We start from the raw sequence: 17,542 nt of genomic DNA, 5'->3' as shown, positions 1-17,542 counted from the left end.
CTTCCACCTTTTAGTTCAGCGCATGTGATGGCACAATGTGGTAACTATGTTCGTTATTTAAGGTAATCCGGTGAATATTCAGGCTATTCTTTCAGATAAAGTGAGTGCTGCAATGCTAGCAGCGGGAGCTCCAGAAGGCTGTGATGCCCTTGTGCGTCAATCAGCTAAAGCGCAATTCGGTGACTATCAGGCCAATGGTGTGATGGGCGCAGCGAAAAAAATGGGTATGCCTCCCCGACAACTGGCCGAGCAAATTGTTAGCCATTTAGATCTTGAAGGTATTGCAACGAAAGTTGAAATCGCCGGTCCCGGTTTCATCAATATTTTTATCGACCCTACTTGGGTTGCTACTTATGCAGAACAAGCGTTGACCAGTGATCGTCTAGGTATCGCGCCAGTTAAGCCAGAAACTATCGTCATTGATTACTCTGCACCGAACGTTGCAAAACAGATGCATGTCGGCCACCTACGCTCGACCATTATTGGTGATGCTGCCGCACGTACCCAAGAGTTTTTAGGTCATAAAGTTATCCGTGCTAACCACGTTGGTGACTGGGGTACGCAGTTCGGTATGCTGATTGCTTACCTAGAGAAAGTCCAGAATGAAGATGCTAGCGATATGGCACTGGCTGATCTCGAAGCGTTCTACCGTGAAGCAAAAAAACATTATGATGAAGATGAAGATTTCGCCGTCCGCGCTCGCGGCTATGTAGTGAAATTACAATCTGGTGATGAATACTGCCGTAAAATGTGGCGTAAATTGGTCGACATCACCATGCAACAAAACCAAGAAACTTATCACCGCTTAAATGTCACATTAACTGAAGATGATGTGATGGGTGAAAGCCTGTATAACAGCATGCTACCGGGAATTGTTGCTGATCTTAAAGCGAAAGGTTTAGCCGTTGAAAGTGAAGGTGCTACCGTTGTTTTCCTTGATGAATTTAAAAACAAGGAAGGCGAACCGATGGGAGTTATCGTCCAGAAAAAAGATGGCGGTTACCTTTATACCACAACGGATATTGCCTGCGCTAAATACCGTTATGAAACGCTACATGCGGATCGTTCCCTGTATTATATCGACTCCCGCCAGCATCAACATTTAATGCAAGCTTGGACCATCGTCCGTAAAGCCGGTTACATCCCAGAATCAATGGCGCTTGAGCACCATATGTTTGGCATGATGTTAGGTAAAGATGGCAAACCATTCAAAACGCGTTCTGGTGGTACTGTTCGTCTGTCTGATTTGTTGGATGAAGCGGTTGAACGAGCACAAACACTGATTCGCGAAAAGAATCCTGACATGCCAGAAGATGAATTATTGAATCTGGCGAATGTCGTTGGGATTGGTGCAGTGAAGTATGCGGATCTGTCTAAAAACCGGACGACAGACTATATTTTCGATTGGGATAATATGCTCGCCTTTGAAGGTAACACTGCACCGTATATGCAATATGCCTATACCCGCGTTGCCTCCATCTTCAAAAAAGCAAATATTACTGAAGCAGATTTAACCCTGCCAATCGTTCTTGAAGCACCACACGAAATCGCGCTAGCAACCCGTTTAATGCAGTTTGAGGAAACGATTCTAACCGTAGCCCGTGATGGTACCCCACATGTAATGTGTGCTTACCTATATGACTTAGCTGGTCTATTCTCTAGCTTCTATGAACATTGCCCTATTCTGTCCGCAGATAATGATGCTCAGCGCCAAAGCCGCCTGAAACTAGCATTACTGACACAGAAAACTTTAAAAATAGGTTTGGATACGTTAGGTATCGAAACAGTCGAAAGAATGTAGTTTTTTGCTCTTCCCATCCTACTTATTAGCCCACTTTTTTAGTGGGCTTTTTACATCTGAACCCCATCCTCATGCTGCACTATTTTGCACCATCAAGAAAAACCAGGCTGTTTATTGCACTAGTTTGGTGAGGTATATCACATAATTGACCACTTATCGCCGCTATTTCGTGCCATAACAAGACATTAACATTTGGCACGCCTTTTGCTTTTATCTCTTTGCCTTTACAAAAAGACAGGGGGATTTATGAAGTACATTATCGCAATCATTAAGCCATTTAAGTTAGAAGATGTTCGAGAATCACTCTCTGAGCTCGGTATTCAGGGAATGACTATCTGTGAAGTCAAAGGCTATGGTAGGCAAAAAGGTCATGCTGAACTTTATCGAGGTGCAGAGTATGAAGTGAATTTTCTGCCTAAAGTCAAAATAGAGCTAGCCATTAGCGACGACCAACTTGAGCCCGTACTAGAGGCAATTACCAATACAGCCGAAACGGGCAAAGTCGGCGATGGAAAATTGTTTGTGTTCGAATTATTACAAGCAGTCCGTATTCGCACTGGCGAATCTGGCGAAGACGCTCTATAAGGGAGAAAATAACATGAAACGACGATTGTTAAGTTTTGTACTCTTAGCTATTAGCAGCTTCGCCTTACCCGCATATGCCTCTGAGCTAGTCATCGCGGATAAAGCCGATAACGCCTTTATGCTAATCAGTACCGTTTTGGTTTTCTTTATGACCATCCCCGGAATTGCCCTATTTTATGGCGGGCTATTACGTAGCAAAAACGTACTGTCATTGATTACCCAAGTGATGCTTATTTTCAGTATCGTGATCATTCTATGGCTGCTATTTGGTTATAGTTTAGCGTTCACCGCTGGCAATAAATTTTTTGGCGGTGGTTCACTGACTTTACTAAACTCGATGTCGTTAGAGGACTTATCTGGCTCGATCAGCCAATATATTCATGTCGCCTTCCAAGGTTCATTTGCGGTGATCACCGTAGCACTGATCGTGGGTGCGCTAGGTGAACGTATTCGCTTCTCTGCCTTGCTGATCTTTACGGTAATTTGGTTTACCTTTTCTTACGTGCCTATCGCACATATGGTATGGGGCGAAGGTGGCTGGTTAGCTAATGACGGCGCTATCGACTTCGCAGGAGGAACCGTTGTCCACATCAATGCAGCCGTCGCGGCTTTGGTGGGTGCTTATCTGCTAGGAAAACGAAGCGATTATAGCCAAATAGTCTTAAAACCCCATAACTTACCGATGGTCTTTATGGGTACTGCGGTACTGTATGTGGGCTGGTTTGGTTTCAACGCAGGCTCAGCAGGTAGTGCCAATAATATTGCTGCACTAGCCTTGATCAATACCGTAATTGCTACCGCGGGTGCAATATTGTCGTGGACATTCACTGAATGGGTTGTTCGTGGGAAGCCTTCTATGTTAGGTAGTTGCTCAGGCTGTATATCCGGTCTCGTCGCTATCACACCAGCAGCAGGTACGGTAGGTCCGATAGGTGCGCTTGTTATTGGCGTCGTGGGTGGAGTGGTAGGTCTGTGGGGAGTGGTAACATTAAAACGTTGGTTAAAAGCAGATGACGTTTGTGATGTTTTTGGTATCCACGGAACTTGCGGCATCATTGGCTGCCTACTAACTGGAGTCTTTACTTCTGCTTTACTCGGCGGTCTCGGGTATAAAGAAGGCGTTACTTTGCTCCATCAAGTCTCTATTCAGTTATTTAGCGTCGTGGTTACCATTATCTGGTCCGGTGTTGTGGCCTATATTGCCTTCAAATTGGCGGATAAATTGGTGGGATTACGTGTTTCCCCTGAAGAGGAATGCGATGGCTTGGATTTAACGTCCCATGGTGAAAGTGCTTATCACCAGTAGTTGTCTACTCCCCCTCTATTGAGGGGGGAGTTTGATTGTTTATCAATTACGCGATGCTACGTTTCATAAAATCACGAGGACGGAAACCTAATAAATATAAGGCAATAAAATAACTACCAGCCCCAACGATTACAACGCCCATTAAACGCAACATACGCATCAGCATATTGCCTTGTTGCCAATCAGGCATAAAGTGCAAGACACCCAATAACACCGCAGCCATAACAACAACCGCAATCAGTAATTTAAAAATAAAACCTTTCCATCCCGCTAAAGGTTGGAAAATATCTTGTTTGCGTAGCTGCCAATAAAGCACTCCCGCATTGAAACATGCTGCCACACCAATTGATAAGGCCAAACCGGCATGTTGCAGAGGTCCAATAAACGCTAAGTTCATTAGCTGAGTCAGTATTAAGGTCACAATAGCAATTTTTACTGGGGTGCGAATATTTTGGCGAGAATAAAAACCAGGCGCCAAAATTTTCACTAAAATCATTCCCGTCAAGCCTACGCAATACGCCATTAAAGCATATTGAGTCATTAATGAATCGTGAGCTGTAAAATTGCCGTATTGGAACAGAGATACCGTCAAGGCTTCAGATAAAATTGCCAATCCTACCGCACAAGGTAAAGCCAGCAATAAACACAAACGCAATCCCCAATCCATTAAATGGCGATACTCTTGGTGATTACCGCTAGTAAAACTTTTGGCAAGGGATGGCAATAAAATCGTCCCGAGAGCAACCCCTAAAACCCCTGATGGTAACTCCATCAAGCGGTCAGCATAATACATCCACGAAACTGAGCCCGATTGAAGAAAAGAGGCGAAAATCGTATTAATAATCAAAGAAATTTGTGCGACAGATACACCAATAATGGCCGGCCCCATCATTCTCATCACGCGCCATACGCCACTGTCACGGAAAGATAGGCGTGGTAAAACCAGCATGCCGATTTTTCTTAAATGGGGAAGTTGATAAACCAACTGTAAAAGTCCGCCAACTAATACCGCCCAAGCCAAGGACATAATCGGCGGATCGAAATATGGAGCAGCAAATGCAGCAAATAAAATCATGCTGACATTTAATAGCGTTGGTGCAAATGCGGGAACAGAGAAACGGTTCCATGTATTCAGAATCGCACCAGCAAGAGAAGCTAATGATATCAAGAAAATATAAGGGAAAGTGACACGCAATAAATTGGTGGTTAACGCAAATTTATCAGCATCATCAGTAAAGCCTGGCGCAGTGACATAAATCACCCATGGTGCTGCCAGCATTCCAGCGATAGTCACTATCGCGAGTGCAAGTGTCAGCATTCCTGAAATATAGGCAATAAACGTGCGAGTCGCCTCTTCACCTTGCTGATTTTTATATTCCGCTAAAATGGGAACAAAGGCTTGAGAAAAAGCCCCCTCAGCAAAAATCCGACGCAATAAATTAGGGAGTTTAAACGCCACAAAGAAGGCATCAGCAGAAGCGCCAGCCCCAAATACTCGGGCAATAATAGCATCGCGGATAAAGCCCAGCACCCGAGACATCATAGTCATGGAGCTTATCGCTGCTAAGGATTTCAATAAATTCATGATAATTAGACTAGAAGAAAACAATCGTAGCAGTTTAGCAGCGGATAGCCTGACTGACTACGATTGATAGGTAAATGTTTTTAGGCTTTGGTCGGCTTCCAAGTATCGTCCGTCAACGCGGTTAAGACATGATCCCGCCATTCCCCGTTAATTTGCAAAAACTGTTTTGCATACCCTTCTCGTTCAAAACCAAGGCGAGTGAGTAGGTTTCCACTGCGTAAATTATGAGGCATATAATTCGCCATAATACGGTGCATTCCTTGATGCTTTTGCATGTAACGAATGGTTTGGATTAATCCCTCATACATCAGTCCTTGCCCCTGCCATTTTTCACCCAATGAATAGCCTAGATAGCAGGCATGGAATGATCCTCGCAAGATATTACTGAAATTAGCAACGCCAATAACTTCATTCTCATCTTTATCGAGTAGTAGAAAATGAAATGCACTACCTTGGCGATGCATTTCGCTCATCGCATGCAGTCGATTGTTCCATCCTGAGGGGTTAAAGTGGGAATTGTCGCGGGTTGGCTCCCATGGCGTCAAAAAGTCTTTATTTAATATGTAATAATCTGCGAGTCGATAATTATCACGCTCATAGGCTAAGCGGATAATCATTCGGTCAGTAATTAGACGCACTTTGGGTTCATTTGAACGATAACCAAACATCGTAGCCCTTAATCTATATTTAATAATATCGCCACTTTCGAAGCCTGAAGTATAACTCAAATTTATCGCTTAACTAATTCAATTCTCAGCGTAATTGAGTTATTTTTTGGACGATTAATATAAATAAGTATCTAGGCGCATACATCAGCATGTGACTAGGATTCAGGAATGTAACCAACAACGCTGGGGTTTGACTGATTGATGCGTGGTTCGTGCTCAGAAACTGTATACGACAAATTTTAAAACGATACATGACAGAAATGGGCAAGGCTTCCAATGTAGTTGGAATGGCGATGCTGATTTAAGACGCGGAAATTTCACTGATACTCTCCCTATAACGTAACAGTGCGTGTTTCGATTGGAATTCAGTTTGTAAGCATTCTCATGATGAATTAGCTCACCAATCCCTATATTTGTCTCAGATATGACTATTTTTAATTGTAATATACGGGCTATTTTCAATATAACTAGCCCGTTTAACATAGTAAATGACGCTTATCGACGTAAAAATAGCGAGAGTAATATATTATTTCATATTGTTTGATTCTGATATTTCGAGCAGTTTTTTGTAGTCTGGTCTGACTTCACCATAAATAATTTCACCATTGGGGTAAGTCATGAATGGTCTATTATTATTTTTTCTACCTGTCCAAACTGAAAGCATTTGTTTTTTATAAATCACATTTAGATTAATACTTGTGGTCATATGAACCTTATATGTGAGAGGGTCACTTTTAGCTATCAAATATGACTTAAAAATATTTCCACTCATAAAATCCTTAACTAAAAGAGGAAATAAAATTAATGTTTCATTAATATTTCCTGATTTTTTTTCATACCCCCCATCAAAAATTTGAGGGGCATTATTATCAAAAACAAAGGTTACTTCTGTCCCGAAATTTTTTGATATCAATGAGTCAATTTTCGATGGATCCTTTAATTTTACTTCAAATCTAATGTTACTCAGTTTCCAATCACATTGACCTCCACCTAATTCAGGAATACTGACTTTTACTTGATTTGGCTGCCCTATTGATAGCGGATACATAGCTCGATGAACCCCAGGAATAGTGTACGATCCTCCATTAGCGTTTCTTCGCTCCTTACGACAAATTTTAGAGCGATAAGTTGCTGAAATGGGCAAAACCTCTAATGCATTGGGAACGGTGGCAGCAAAATGAACACTCTCTCCATGTAATGGCGGTGAAAATGAGCGGCTTTTCGCGCATCCCTGTAAAATCAACAGACTAAATAATGAAACTAACGCCGTTTTAAGATAAAGAAATTTCATGGGTACTCTCCTTGTATCGCAGCAATGCCTGTATTACCGCTTCATTTTGATTGACATTTTTTGCCAAGCTATTATGTAAAACATTCTCGAGTTTAATAAATGTCATATTTCGTTGAGCATTCAGTTTGTAAGCATCCTCATGATGGATTAACTGACTAAATCGTTGTCTGGATGTGACCAATATTGGTGTTTTTGAAGGTGCTAATGCACTGAGCAATTGGTTATTAATGATTGCTTGATACTTAATGCCCATAAAATGGTCTGTCGCCATGGTAACAATCGTATCTAATGTTGGGTTGTTCCACTGCGGAAAAATTTCATTGATGATATCCGTATCCCCTTTGATTGATTGCACATAAGATTGTTGTTCTTTTTCCAGTCCCTTATCTAAGGTATTAGCTAGGCTAGGCACCAAATAAAACTTATAACTCCCATTCATACGCCAGCGTTTATGACCTAGTGTTGCGCCAGTATGGCTACGCAATTGTTCGTCACCAATTTGTCTGGCCTCAAAGAAACTCACCGTATTACCATGGTGATAGTAAACTTCACCAATATCGGGAAGCGTTTTTTGCAATGGAATTGTGGGCAATGTTGCTAATGTCCAGCTAAACCCAAAAATCGTGCCGAGTAGTCCATAAGCGTCAAATAACCAATTGTCCATATTGGTATCAAATGGGACACTGGTGACCGTATCGGCATCATTAACATGGCGGAAATGATTGAGTGATGATAACGCTTTAACGCCGCTGCCGGTAAAAACACGGGGCATTCCATACGTATAAAGAAGAGGTTTATTATTTTTTAATTCTGTTGCATGCAATAAAGCGAGCGCGCCTCCTAAGCTATGTCCTGTAATAAATAATTCTTTATTATCTTGAGATATTTCTTTTATTTGCTCAGACCTATTCTCAAAATATTTTTCAATACACTGATATCCATCTAAAAACCCTTTATGCACTTTCGCTTTTTCGGTGGAAAGAATATTTCCTGGGCAAGGAATAGGTCGATAGGTTCCATCGGTAAGTGCATCTCTCGCACTAGCAGTACCTCGCCATGCGGCAATAATTTGGGTATCGTTTTCCACAAAAAACATTTGCGTGTCATGCTCGAATTTATCAACCCCATCGACTTGTTGAACGTCTAAAAAAATAGCCGGGCGATAACGGGCGCTAAACGGTACGTCGGTAACAATCGCGGGATAAACTGAAGCATCATTAATTTCGGGGGCTTGGGATAAATCAAAACACTGCTGATAGAAAAATGACGTCGTCGTATCCTGTGCCTGGATAAATTCACGCATATCCTCGACTTCATCGGGGTCAACCATGACCTCATTTTTATACACTAGCAATGACATTAACCCTAAATTATACGCATTGACCATATCATAATCTGGCGTATGGTTAAGCACTAAAGACCACGCCCTAAAAGGACAAACTTCAATCACATTACATTGATTAAAATGCACATTATTAAATGCTAATCCATTAAATTCATCTTCCTTTGGAAAGTGGTAATATGGTAGCCCAAATTTCGCTTGCTCCCATCGTACAATTTCCGGCGCTTTGTCACATAACTCACCAATCACAGCGTAGCGATAGTGATAACCATTAGCTTCTGCCTGCAGTTTGACGAGGGAATGCGCTTCCCCCCTCAACGTTCGTAATAGGCGATTTTCCATTTCATCGGTGAGTGTTTGGGCGGAAGCGGTTAGTGTTGTGCGAGTGCGAGGCAATTTTTCTTGCCGAAAATAGCCATTAGCACTTGTTACACCGTGTCTAACGATATCATTACCCACTTTCAACGTGTAAGGCATTTCCACTAAAGGCTTCCCCTGTTCATCAACAAGGAGACATTCAATCCAATGCGTCAGTTCATCACTATCGTCATTGTCTTTAGTGTTATTTTGATATTCAGAATAGGCTGACGATTCATTACCATTAGATGGCACATAATTATCAGGAATAGACGGTATAAAGCGGGCTTTGCAGGGGCAAGAGCTAAAACTTTCTAATGACCCAGCATGTTTTCTATCCTCCAGCCACATATTGTTAACGCCACCGAGAATTCGATATGACCCGGAGTGCTTACCACAGCTGACTAAATCACCTTCTCGAGCCCCAGCAATCCCATACCATTGCATGGACTGGTCACCCGTTAAAATTTGTCCACCGCACGTTGTTTTATCGCCTACACGTAAAAAAAATCCTTGTGCCATATCTTATCCTTTACCAACTCGGTTAAACCGCCATTCTTGATCCCCTAAGCGATATTGACAAGGAAATATTTCCATTACTGAGAATACTGAAGGATTAATTATCAATTGAATTTAATAGTTCATATCACAGCTAGGCGGCAAAATGAGTGAATTCCTAGGAGCATACACAAGTATGTGACTAGGATTCAGGAATGTAGCCAACAACGCTGAGGTTTGAAATATGAAGAAGATATCGATAAAAAAATATCATCATACACACCACCTAATTCCCTGATACTATTAATAAAGAATCATTCCTTCCGTTACTACTTTTTTGATGGTGTCGCATGGCGCAGGTGTCACGGGCTAGAAGCCTCGGCAAATACTTTCTTTTACTAGACAATATGTTGGTTGTTCTAGGCTTTTTCGTCGTTTTTCCACTGATTTCTATTCGCTTTGTCGACCAACTTGGTTGGGCTGCGGTCGTCGTTGGCTTTGCGCTTGGCCTTAGACAATTAGTCCAACAAGGTTTAGGCATCTTTGGCGGAGCAATCGCTGACCGTTTCGGCGCTAAGCCCATGATAGTCATTGGTATGTTATTACGTGCTGCTGGTTTCGTTTTGATGGCATTAGCCTATGACCCCTGGGTGTTATGGCTATCCTGTGTACTTTCAGCATTAGGTGGAACCTTATTTGACCCACCACGAACCGCATTAGTCATTAAGCTTACTCGCCCTTATGAGCGGGGCCGTTTTTATTCCCTGCTATTGATGCAAGATAGCGCTGGCGCAGTTATTGGCGCACTTATTGGTAGCTGGTTACTACAATATGATTTCCACTATGTGTGTTGGGCTGGTGCATGTGTTTTCATTATTACGGCTATTTGTAATGCTTGGTTGCTTCCTGCATACCGAATTTCTACGGTAAGAACGCCAATTCGTGAAGGAATGAGCCGCGTATTAAAAGATAAGCGCTTCGTTACCTACGTGATCACCCTTTCCGGCTATTTTATGTTGTCGGTACAAGTGATGTTAATGTTCCCTATTGTGGTCAATGAACTAGCAGGCAGCCCCGCAGCCGTGAAGTGGATGTATGCCATAGAAGCCGCTATTTCTTTAACTTTGCTCTACCCTATTGCCCGCTGGAGTGAAAAACATTTCCGCTTAGAACAACGTCTTATGGCGGGGTTATTTCTGATGAGCCTCAGCATGTTCCCGATTGGCATGACAACCTCAGTGAATATGTTATTTGCTTTAATCTGCCTATTTTATTTAGGCACGGTTACCGCCGATCCAGCCCGAGAAACCTTGAGTGCATCACTGGCTGACCCGAGAGCCCGAGGCAGCTATATGGGCTTTAGCCGTCTAGGATTAGCCCTCGGTGGTGCAGTTGGTTACACGGGGGGTGGCTGGATGTATGACATCGGGCACCAGTGGAATATGCCGCAATTACCTTGGTTCCTTCTTGGCATCATCGGATTCATCACTTTATGGGCCCTTCATAAGCAGTTTAATCGTAAAAAAATCGAAACAGTCATGTTGAGCGGACAGTAATACGCTACACTTGCCCCATTACTGTATGAAGGAGTGGTTATGAAAAATATTTTATTGGCATCTCTATTTGGATTTTTATTTATTCTTACGGGTTGTGACAAATTAACCGAATTTACGATTAGCGAATCGCAGATTAATAGCTATTTAGCTAGCAAAGTAAAATATGAAAACAATATTGGTGTCTCCGGCGTTGCTGATGCGGATATCACATTAAGTAACTTAACTACTGAGATTGGACGTAGTGAGCCAGGAATTATCACCCTAAATGGCGAGTCTAATGTAAAACTGAATTCATTCATTGGCGCTGCTGATGCAAAAATTGCGTTGACGTTAACCGCACGTCCTGTTTTTGATGTAAGTTCTGGCTCTATCTATCTGAAAGAACTTAAAATTACCAAATATACGATTACACCTCAAAATATGGATACAGCTATCTCTGCCGTCATTCCTTATTTAAATAGCTCTCTAGAAACCTTCTTCGAGCATCAACCCGTCTATGTTTTGAATCCTGAAAACAGTGCGGCTGAAGCCACGGCTAAAAAGCTAGCCAAAGGATTAGAAATTAAACCCGGAAAACTGGTTATCCCAATGGTCGATTAGTGACCATAAATATTTTTGATTGATAAATCTAAAAATGAAAAAGCAACCTTCGCTACAGGTTGCTTTTTTCTCCAAACTAAAAAGTGTCATTTTTGATACTTTAATCACCTCTATAGCCTCTATATATAACAGTGCGTATAAATAACAAACAAAAGTATCAACTATGATACTTTTGATCTACACTCAGACTATTATGCATGAAAAAAATGCGTTATCCCTAAAAAAGTATCAAAAGTGAACCTTGATAAAATTATGAAACCACACTCTAACAACGATAAGCAAACTATCTATCTAACTCAAATTCAACAAAGTGAATTTAGCCAATTGATTAGTCAAGAGCTAAAAAAACAGAGAATTACCTATGAAGAGATGGCGCTACAGATTGGGGTATCTATTGCAACATTTAAACGCATTGTAGCAAATCCATTATCAACCAAAGCAATAAACTTACATTTATTACTTAAAGAATTAGGTTTTGAATTATGTCTCGAAAGGTAGAAGTTTGGCTTTACAATATTCCTGTTGGTATCTTAGCTGAAGTTACTAATGGCTACTCATTTCAATACTACCAACATTATGATGGTCAAAGTGTATCTTTAAGCATGGGCGTCAGGAGTGAACCTTATTTATGTGATGAATTACATCCATTTTTTAAGGGGCTAGCACCTGAAGGGTGGTTAAAAAAACGTTATTCTGAATTGCAAAAAATCGATCCCAACGATTTATTTGGTATGCTCATACAAAATGGCAATGATTTATTAGGTGCTATCACATTTAAAGAGATCGCTCATGAATGAAAAACACTGCCTAATCAATCTTAAAAAGCTTAATAACGAAGAACTTGAATTCGGCTATTCTCAAGCAGGGATTAACGAACTTTTTGGCAAAAATAGCCCCGCTCTTGAGCTCCCTTTCACTCGTAGCCAGTTTATTCAAGATCAACCAGCAAACCAAACTGGAATGAGTATTTCAGGCTTTCAGCCCAAACTATCCTTACGTCTAGAAAATGGCTCATTATATGTTGCTAATAACAAAGGGACATTCATCCTAAAACCTTCCCCTGAAGCTTACCCATTTCTCGCTGAAAACGAGCATGCCACAATGACCGTAATGAAGCGACTAAAGTTTCCGACACCTCCCTTTGGTTTAATTCCTTTCCAAAGCTCCCTTGATAAGCCTAAAGAATTTGCGTTTATCATTCAACGTTATGACCGCTTGGGTAATGATGTCCAAAAGCTACATCAAGAACAGCTAGATGGTGCAATGGGAATCAATGACAAATATGGTAATGTTGATGGAACTAAATCGGTGAGTTATGAAAAAGCCGCTAAGTTTATTATTGAAAATGTGGATGACTCGTTGGCAAGTAAGCGAGATTTATTCCTTCGAATTATTTATGCTTATGTACTAGGCAACAATGATTATCATCTTCGAAATATCAGCATTTTACTTCCACAAAATAAAAAACCTTCTTTAGCACCAATCTATGATTTTGTGAGCATCGTCCCTTACCCATCTGTATTTACTGAATATTTAGCATTGCCACTACTTGAACTAGAAGAGAATGACTCTGATATTGCTCCTGGCCTTAATTCACAGTATGGAGAATATACTGGGGCTGATTTTATTCTACTTGCTCAAGGCATAGGGATTCGTAACGAATTGGCTAAAAAATTACTATTGAGAGTGATTAAAAGTCACCAATTAATCACCGATACTTATACTGAAAGCCATTTACCTGACGTTGATAAACTAGCAATTATAAAATACATCTCACGAAGAATGACATTACTGGGCATTATGCGTTTTTAAACTCTAAAAAACAGATATAAAGCAACCCATATTATTAGGCTATTTTATGGGACAGTAATTAAGTGACACTGTCACTTATTCACTATCGCCCTCAGACTCTAACTCATCACGTAATGCTATCACTGCATCTCGCGTAATTTGCGCTAAAATACGATAAAACGGCGTTGTGGCATGAGCTTCAACTTTACCAAGGAATGAACCGTACCAAGGTAAAATATAGCTATCGAGTAGTTCAGTTTGTGCAGCTGTTTCATCCTCTGCGGCTTGGTCTTCTAGCCAAGAAGTCGCTAATAATAATGCCCCAAAAGTATCCGTTGGTGCATCTGTTAAGGGCATGCCTCTTGAGGTGAGAAATTCACGAATTTCCGCTTCGGTGATCTCTTCATCATAACGATGAGCGAATGGAGGAACCGTTAGTTCACTACCAAACATGCTTTGGTAATCCGCCGTAATATCTTTGATATCGACCGCCTTTGCCATTTTCTCCCACTGATCATCCTGTTCAAGAGGCCAAGACGCCTTCAGCTTGTCTTGCGCAATGATATCAAGCAGTGGTTTCACAAGAGCATCGTCTGGAGAACGCTGGAATAACGTACCTAAAATGCGACAGACGATTGAGAATTCGTTCATGGGTTTCTTCCTGTTTGCGATTTTTCTGCAATCACTTTTTCGTGATCATTATGGGATGCAGTATACCTGAAAAAACAGAAAACCCACGCTTTGAGCAACCTTATATAGGGACTGATAATAGCTAATGATTATTTCTTAAAAAAATTTGATATCAGATAACTGAAGCATCCTCAAAATAATTCACGCTGTGGCTAGGCGTCAAACGAGGTTATCTCGGGAAGCATACACAAGTATGTGACTAGGGTGTGTGGACGCCGCCAACAACGTGACAATGACAGATAAAATTAGAAAAGTATAACCTCGGATTTCCCTAACGACTTTTTGTTGTCACTAGGCGGCAAGGAAACACATCCCTAGGAGCATACACAAGTATGTGACTAGGGTGTGTGGACGCCGCCAACAATGTGACAATGACAGATAAAATTAGAAAAGTATAACCTCGGATTTCCCTAACGACTTTTTGTTGTCACTAGGCGGCAAGGAAACACATCCCTAGGAGCATACACAAGTATGTGACTAGGGTGTGTGGACGCCGCCAACAACGTGACGGCGAAAAGTAGGACGGGAAATCAGTAGCCGCGGGACGTATCGACAATCCCCTCTGGACTATCTCCTGCTTCAATCCGCTGAATATTGCTCGCAATCATATCCATGGCTTCATTCGGTAATGTAAATGCTGCCACATGTGGTGTAATCGCTATTCGTGGATGCGTCCAGAATGGATGCATTTGCGGCAATGGTTCAGTCGCGAAGACATCGAGCGATGCCCCTGCCACTTGCCCTTTATCTAATGCACTGAGCAAGTCTTGCTCAATTAAATGTGCGCCACGAGCGAGATTGATAATATAAGCATTGGGTTGTAATTGACTAAAGAGTTGTTGATTAAGGATCCCAATAGTTTCTGGTGTACTTGGTAGCAAATTCACGATTACACGAGTTCCCGATAAAAAATCGGCTAACTGTTCTTGTCCATAATAACTTTTCACTTTAGGAATTTGTTTTTCTGAACGGCTCCACGTTCGGACGTGAAGACCAAAACTTGCCAAACGTTTAGCAACAGCTTGCCCTAATGCCCCGGCGCCCATCACTCCAACCACAAATTCTTCATACTTGTAGGCAGGAAGTTGTTTCCATTGACGTTGAGATTGCAGTTGACGATATTCGTCCATACGACGGAAGTAATACAACACTTTTGCAGTCGCATACTCTTCCATCTGAATTGCCATGCCCGTATCTTCTAAACGCATCAATGGTACACCCGCGGGTAACGTTCCCGGCTTGTCGTGCTCTTGTTTCAAAATTGCATCCACCCCAGCACCTAACGCAAAAATACCTTTCAGCTCTTTACGTCCCGCTAAGCACTCATAAGGTGGTAGCCATACCATGGCATAATCTGCCTGCTGGTTATCTCCCGGCTTCCATTGACGAATATTGGCTTGTGGTAATCTAGCACGCATGCCCTCAATCCACTGATTGGCATCAAAGAATGGATGGTAAAATAAAATATTCATGGCAACTCCTTATAGGTTTCTACCAGAGTGTGCGTAATGGTGTTTATTTTCAAGTCAATGCGAGTAAATTACGTCGATAAGATGGGGATTTTGTTAAGGGGTTAACGAAACTTGGATTAACTGCTTGCAGTTTAAATAATCAATTAGGTATGAATTTTTATCCAAGACAACTCATTGAAGATTAGATAGTAATCAAATTGCTTTTTATTTAACTCATCAACAGAAAAAAGGTGAAAATAACTTAATAGGGAGTTGACGGAAGGCGCTCTTTTCCCTATAGTAGCGCCCCGTTGTAGGACAAGTTTTGTATCGCAAATTCTACGACAGATTTAGATAGAAAAAACGGTGAGGTGTCCGAGAGGCTGAAGGAGCACGCCTGGAAAGTGTGTATACGTGCGAACGTATCGAGGGTTCGAACCCCTCTCTCACCGCCATTTCTACTTTAGTTATTCTTTTTCAGCTAATTTCTTAGCACCTTTTCCAGTATCAATCTTGTCAATGCCAATACCTTTTGCATGGTAATCTCGGCTAATTTCTTCCCATAATTCTGCATTTTCTATCCCTGCAACTTTCGGGTCAAACACCGGATCAACACCCAATTTAGTTTGTCTTTCATAATCTCGTAGTGCCCTAAATGCAGGCTTAGACAAGAATACGATCGCAATTAAGTTTAAGTAACTCATACTCCCAAAACCGATATCCCCTAATCCCCACATAATACTGACCGACTGTACGCTGCCCATAAAAACGATTCCGAGGAACACGAATTTCAATATGAGCTTAAGCACTGGATATTTAAGCTTGCGATCAAGGTAAACAATGGTGGTTTCCGCAATATAGTAGTAAGCCATCAGTGTCGTGAAAGCGAATAAGAACACAGCGATGGAAACAAAACCTGATCCTGCAGATGTAAAGACCGTGGATACCGCCATTTGTGTCCAGGCAGTTCCTGCTGCAACCCCCGGAATGTACTCCACTAATGCCGTTGCCGAGCCATCAGGGAAAACGTTGTACATGTTAGTGACAAGGATCATCAATCCCGAAGCCGTACAAACGACAACTGTATCAATATAGATAGAGAATGCTTGGATTAGACCTTGTTTAACCGGATGGCTTACTTCTGCCGCTGCGGAGCTAAATGTGGCTTCCCCAGCACCTGCAACGTTAGAGAATACCGCACGACGAACACCCCATGAAACTGCCGTACCTACGATCCCCCCAAATACCGCATCCATTCCCAACGCACTACGGAATATTAGGCTAAACATACCTGGGACGCTTTCCCAATGGCTACTCAGGATGATGACCATCATTACCAGATAAGCCAATGCCATAATAGGTACAATTTTATCTGCTGCACTTGCAATACGTTTTACACCACCAAAAATCAGCCATGCCATTAATACTGTCACCAACGCACCCGTCGCCATTGGTGGAATATTAAATGCCGTTTGGAAAGAGTCAGCGATGGTATTTGCTTGGATCCCCGGAACTAATACGCCATAAGAAAGACAAATTACGGCAGCAACGAAAATTGCAAACGGTTTTAATTTCAAACCTTTTTCGATGTAATACGGAGAACCACCACGATATTGGTCGTCAGATCGTTGTTTGTAGATTTGTGCCAGTGTGGATTCAACAAAGGCGCTTGCGCCTCCTAATAAGCCCATCACCACCATCCAGAATATCGCTCCCGGTCCACCTGCGGCAATTGCTGTCGCCACCCCTGCAATATTACCGACCCCAACACGACCAGAAAGGGCTAAACAGAATGCTTGGAATGACGAGATCCCCTCCTTTGATGCTTTGTTTTCTTTCAGTAAACAGACCATTTTAACAATATAGCGAAACTGTACGCCACGGGTTGCTAATGTGAAATAGAGACCAACACCCAGAGATAAAAATACGAGAGCATTACCCCAGATGTAACCAACGAGCGTGTTTACGATGGCTTCCATATGTACTCCTCGACGATTGTAATTGTATTTGTGTGTATGCAA

15 protein-coding genes and 1 tRNA gene are annotated in these 17,542 nt (G+C 41.8%); 9 read left to right on the top strand and 7 right to left on the bottom strand.

The annotated features are described in order from the left end of the window. Positions 1-70: 70 nt before the first annotated feature. The 3 genes from argS (at position 71) to amtB (ending at position 3,692) form a co-directional block, all read left to right on the top strand. Positions 71-1,801, top strand: coding sequence for an arginine--tRNA ligase (gene argS / locus EL244_RS08320; protein ID WP_126460123.1), 1,731 nt, complete (start codon positions 71-73; stop codon positions 1,799-1,801). 246 nt (positions 1,802-2,047) lie between these two features. Further along, the gene (glnK, locus tag EL244_RS08315) at positions 2,048-2,386 is read left to right on the top strand and encodes a P-II family nitrogen regulator (RefSeq protein WP_006813151.1); all 339 of its coding nucleotides are present in this window, start codon (positions 2,048-2,050) and stop codon (positions 2,384-2,386) included. A 13-nt stretch (positions 2,387-2,399) separates the two neighbouring features. Next, complete coding sequence (gene amtB, locus EL244_RS08310; protein WP_126460120.1) at positions 2,400-3,692, top strand: ammonium transporter AmtB; 1,293 nt, start codon at positions 2,400-2,402, stop codon at positions 3,690-3,692. A gap of 46 nt (positions 3,693-3,738) precedes the next feature. Here the strand turns inward: amtB and murJ are convergent, their stop codons facing one another. The 4 genes from murJ to EL244_RS08290 form a co-directional block, all read right to left on the bottom strand. Next, a complete protein-coding gene (gene murJ / locus EL244_RS08305; protein WP_126460117.1) occupies positions 3,739-5,277 on the bottom strand; it encodes a murein biosynthesis integral membrane protein MurJ in 1,539 nt (512 codons plus the stop codon). 80 nt (positions 5,278-5,357) lie between these two features. Next, the gene (rimJ, locus tag EL244_RS08300) at positions 5,358-5,945 is read right to left on the bottom strand and encodes a ribosomal protein S5-alanine N-acetyltransferase (RefSeq protein WP_126460114.1); all 588 of its coding nucleotides are present in this window, start codon (positions 5,943-5,945) and stop codon (positions 5,358-5,360) included. Positions 5,946-6,471: 526 nt separating this feature from the next. After that, positions 6,472-7,236 (bottom strand): hypothetical protein, encoded by a 765-nt coding sequence (locus tag EL244_RS08295; protein WP_126460111.1) that lies wholly within the window; start codon positions 7,234-7,236, stop codon positions 6,472-6,474. Then, positions 7,217-9,457 (bottom strand): lipase family protein, encoded by a 2,241-nt coding sequence (locus EL244_RS08290; protein ID WP_126460108.1) that lies wholly within the window; start codon positions 9,455-9,457, stop codon positions 7,217-7,219. Before EL244_RS08290 ends, EL244_RS08295 begins: the two co-directional genes overlap by 20 nt. Before the next feature lie 326 nt (positions 9,458-9,783). Here EL244_RS08290 and mdtH point away from each other — a divergent pair, with 326 nt between their 5' ends. The 5 genes from mdtH (at position 9,784) to EL244_RS08265 (ending at position 13,401) form a co-directional block, all read left to right on the top strand. After that, positions 9,784-10,989 (top strand): multidrug efflux MFS transporter MdtH, encoded by a 1,206-nt coding sequence (gene mdtH, locus EL244_RS08285; RefSeq protein WP_006813157.1) that lies wholly within the window; start codon positions 9,784-9,786, stop codon positions 10,987-10,989. 39 nt (positions 10,990-11,028) lie between these two features. Further along, positions 11,029-11,589, top strand: coding sequence for a lipoprotein (locus EL244_RS08280; RefSeq protein ID WP_006813158.1), 561 nt, complete (start codon positions 11,029-11,031; stop codon positions 11,587-11,589). Between the two features lie 252 nt (positions 11,590-11,841). Further along, on the top strand, positions 11,842-12,087 hold the full coding sequence (locus EL244_RS08275) for a hypothetical protein (protein ID WP_006813159.1): 246 nt from the start codon (positions 11,842-11,844) through the stop codon (positions 12,085-12,087). Further along, complete coding sequence (locus EL244_RS08270) at positions 12,072-12,386, top strand: HipA N-terminal domain-containing protein (RefSeq protein ID WP_006813160.1); 315 nt, start codon at positions 12,072-12,074, stop codon at positions 12,384-12,386. The genes EL244_RS08275 and EL244_RS08270 overlap by 16 nt, the downstream gene beginning before the upstream one ends. Beyond that, a complete protein-coding gene (locus EL244_RS08265; protein WP_126460105.1) occupies positions 12,379-13,401 on the top strand; it encodes a type II toxin-antitoxin system HipA family toxin in 1,023 nt (340 codons plus the stop codon). The genes EL244_RS08270 and EL244_RS08265 overlap by 8 nt, the downstream gene beginning before the upstream one ends. A gap of 75 nt (positions 13,402-13,476) precedes the next feature. Here EL244_RS08265 and EL244_RS08260 read toward each other — a convergent pair whose 3' ends face one another. Together EL244_RS08260 and ghrA are read right to left on the bottom strand one after the other, a co-directional pair. After that, the gene (locus EL244_RS08260; protein ID WP_126460102.1) at positions 13,477-14,031 is read right to left on the bottom strand and encodes a TorD/DmsD family molecular chaperone; all 555 of its coding nucleotides are present in this window, start codon (positions 14,029-14,031) and stop codon (positions 13,477-13,479) included. Positions 14,032-14,600: 569 nt separating this feature from the next. Next, entirely contained in the window at positions 14,601-15,542 is a 942-nt protein-coding gene (ghrA, locus tag EL244_RS08255) for a glyoxylate/hydroxypyruvate reductase GhrA (protein ID WP_126460099.1), read from the bottom strand. 344 nt (positions 15,543-15,886) lie between these two features. Here ghrA and EL244_RS08250 point away from each other — a divergent pair. Next, a tRNA-Ser gene (locus tag EL244_RS08250) sits at positions 15,887-15,976 on the top strand. Positions 15,977-15,988: 12 nt separating this feature from the next. On the opposite strand, the gene EL244_RS08245 is transcribed toward EL244_RS08250, so the two are convergent. Then, entirely contained in the window at positions 15,989-17,500 is a 1,512-nt protein-coding gene (locus tag EL244_RS08245) for an alanine/glycine:cation symporter family protein (protein ID WP_126460096.1), read from the bottom strand. Positions 17,501-17,542 lie beyond the last annotated feature (42 nt).

It is taken from the genome of Providencia rustigianii (assembly GCF_900637755.1).
GTDB lineage: Bacteria > Pseudomonadota > Gammaproteobacteria > Enterobacterales > Enterobacteriaceae > Providencia > Providencia rustigianii.
Note: the sequence above shows the minus strand (reverse complement) of the source record. Positions and strands in the feature narration are given on the sequence as shown.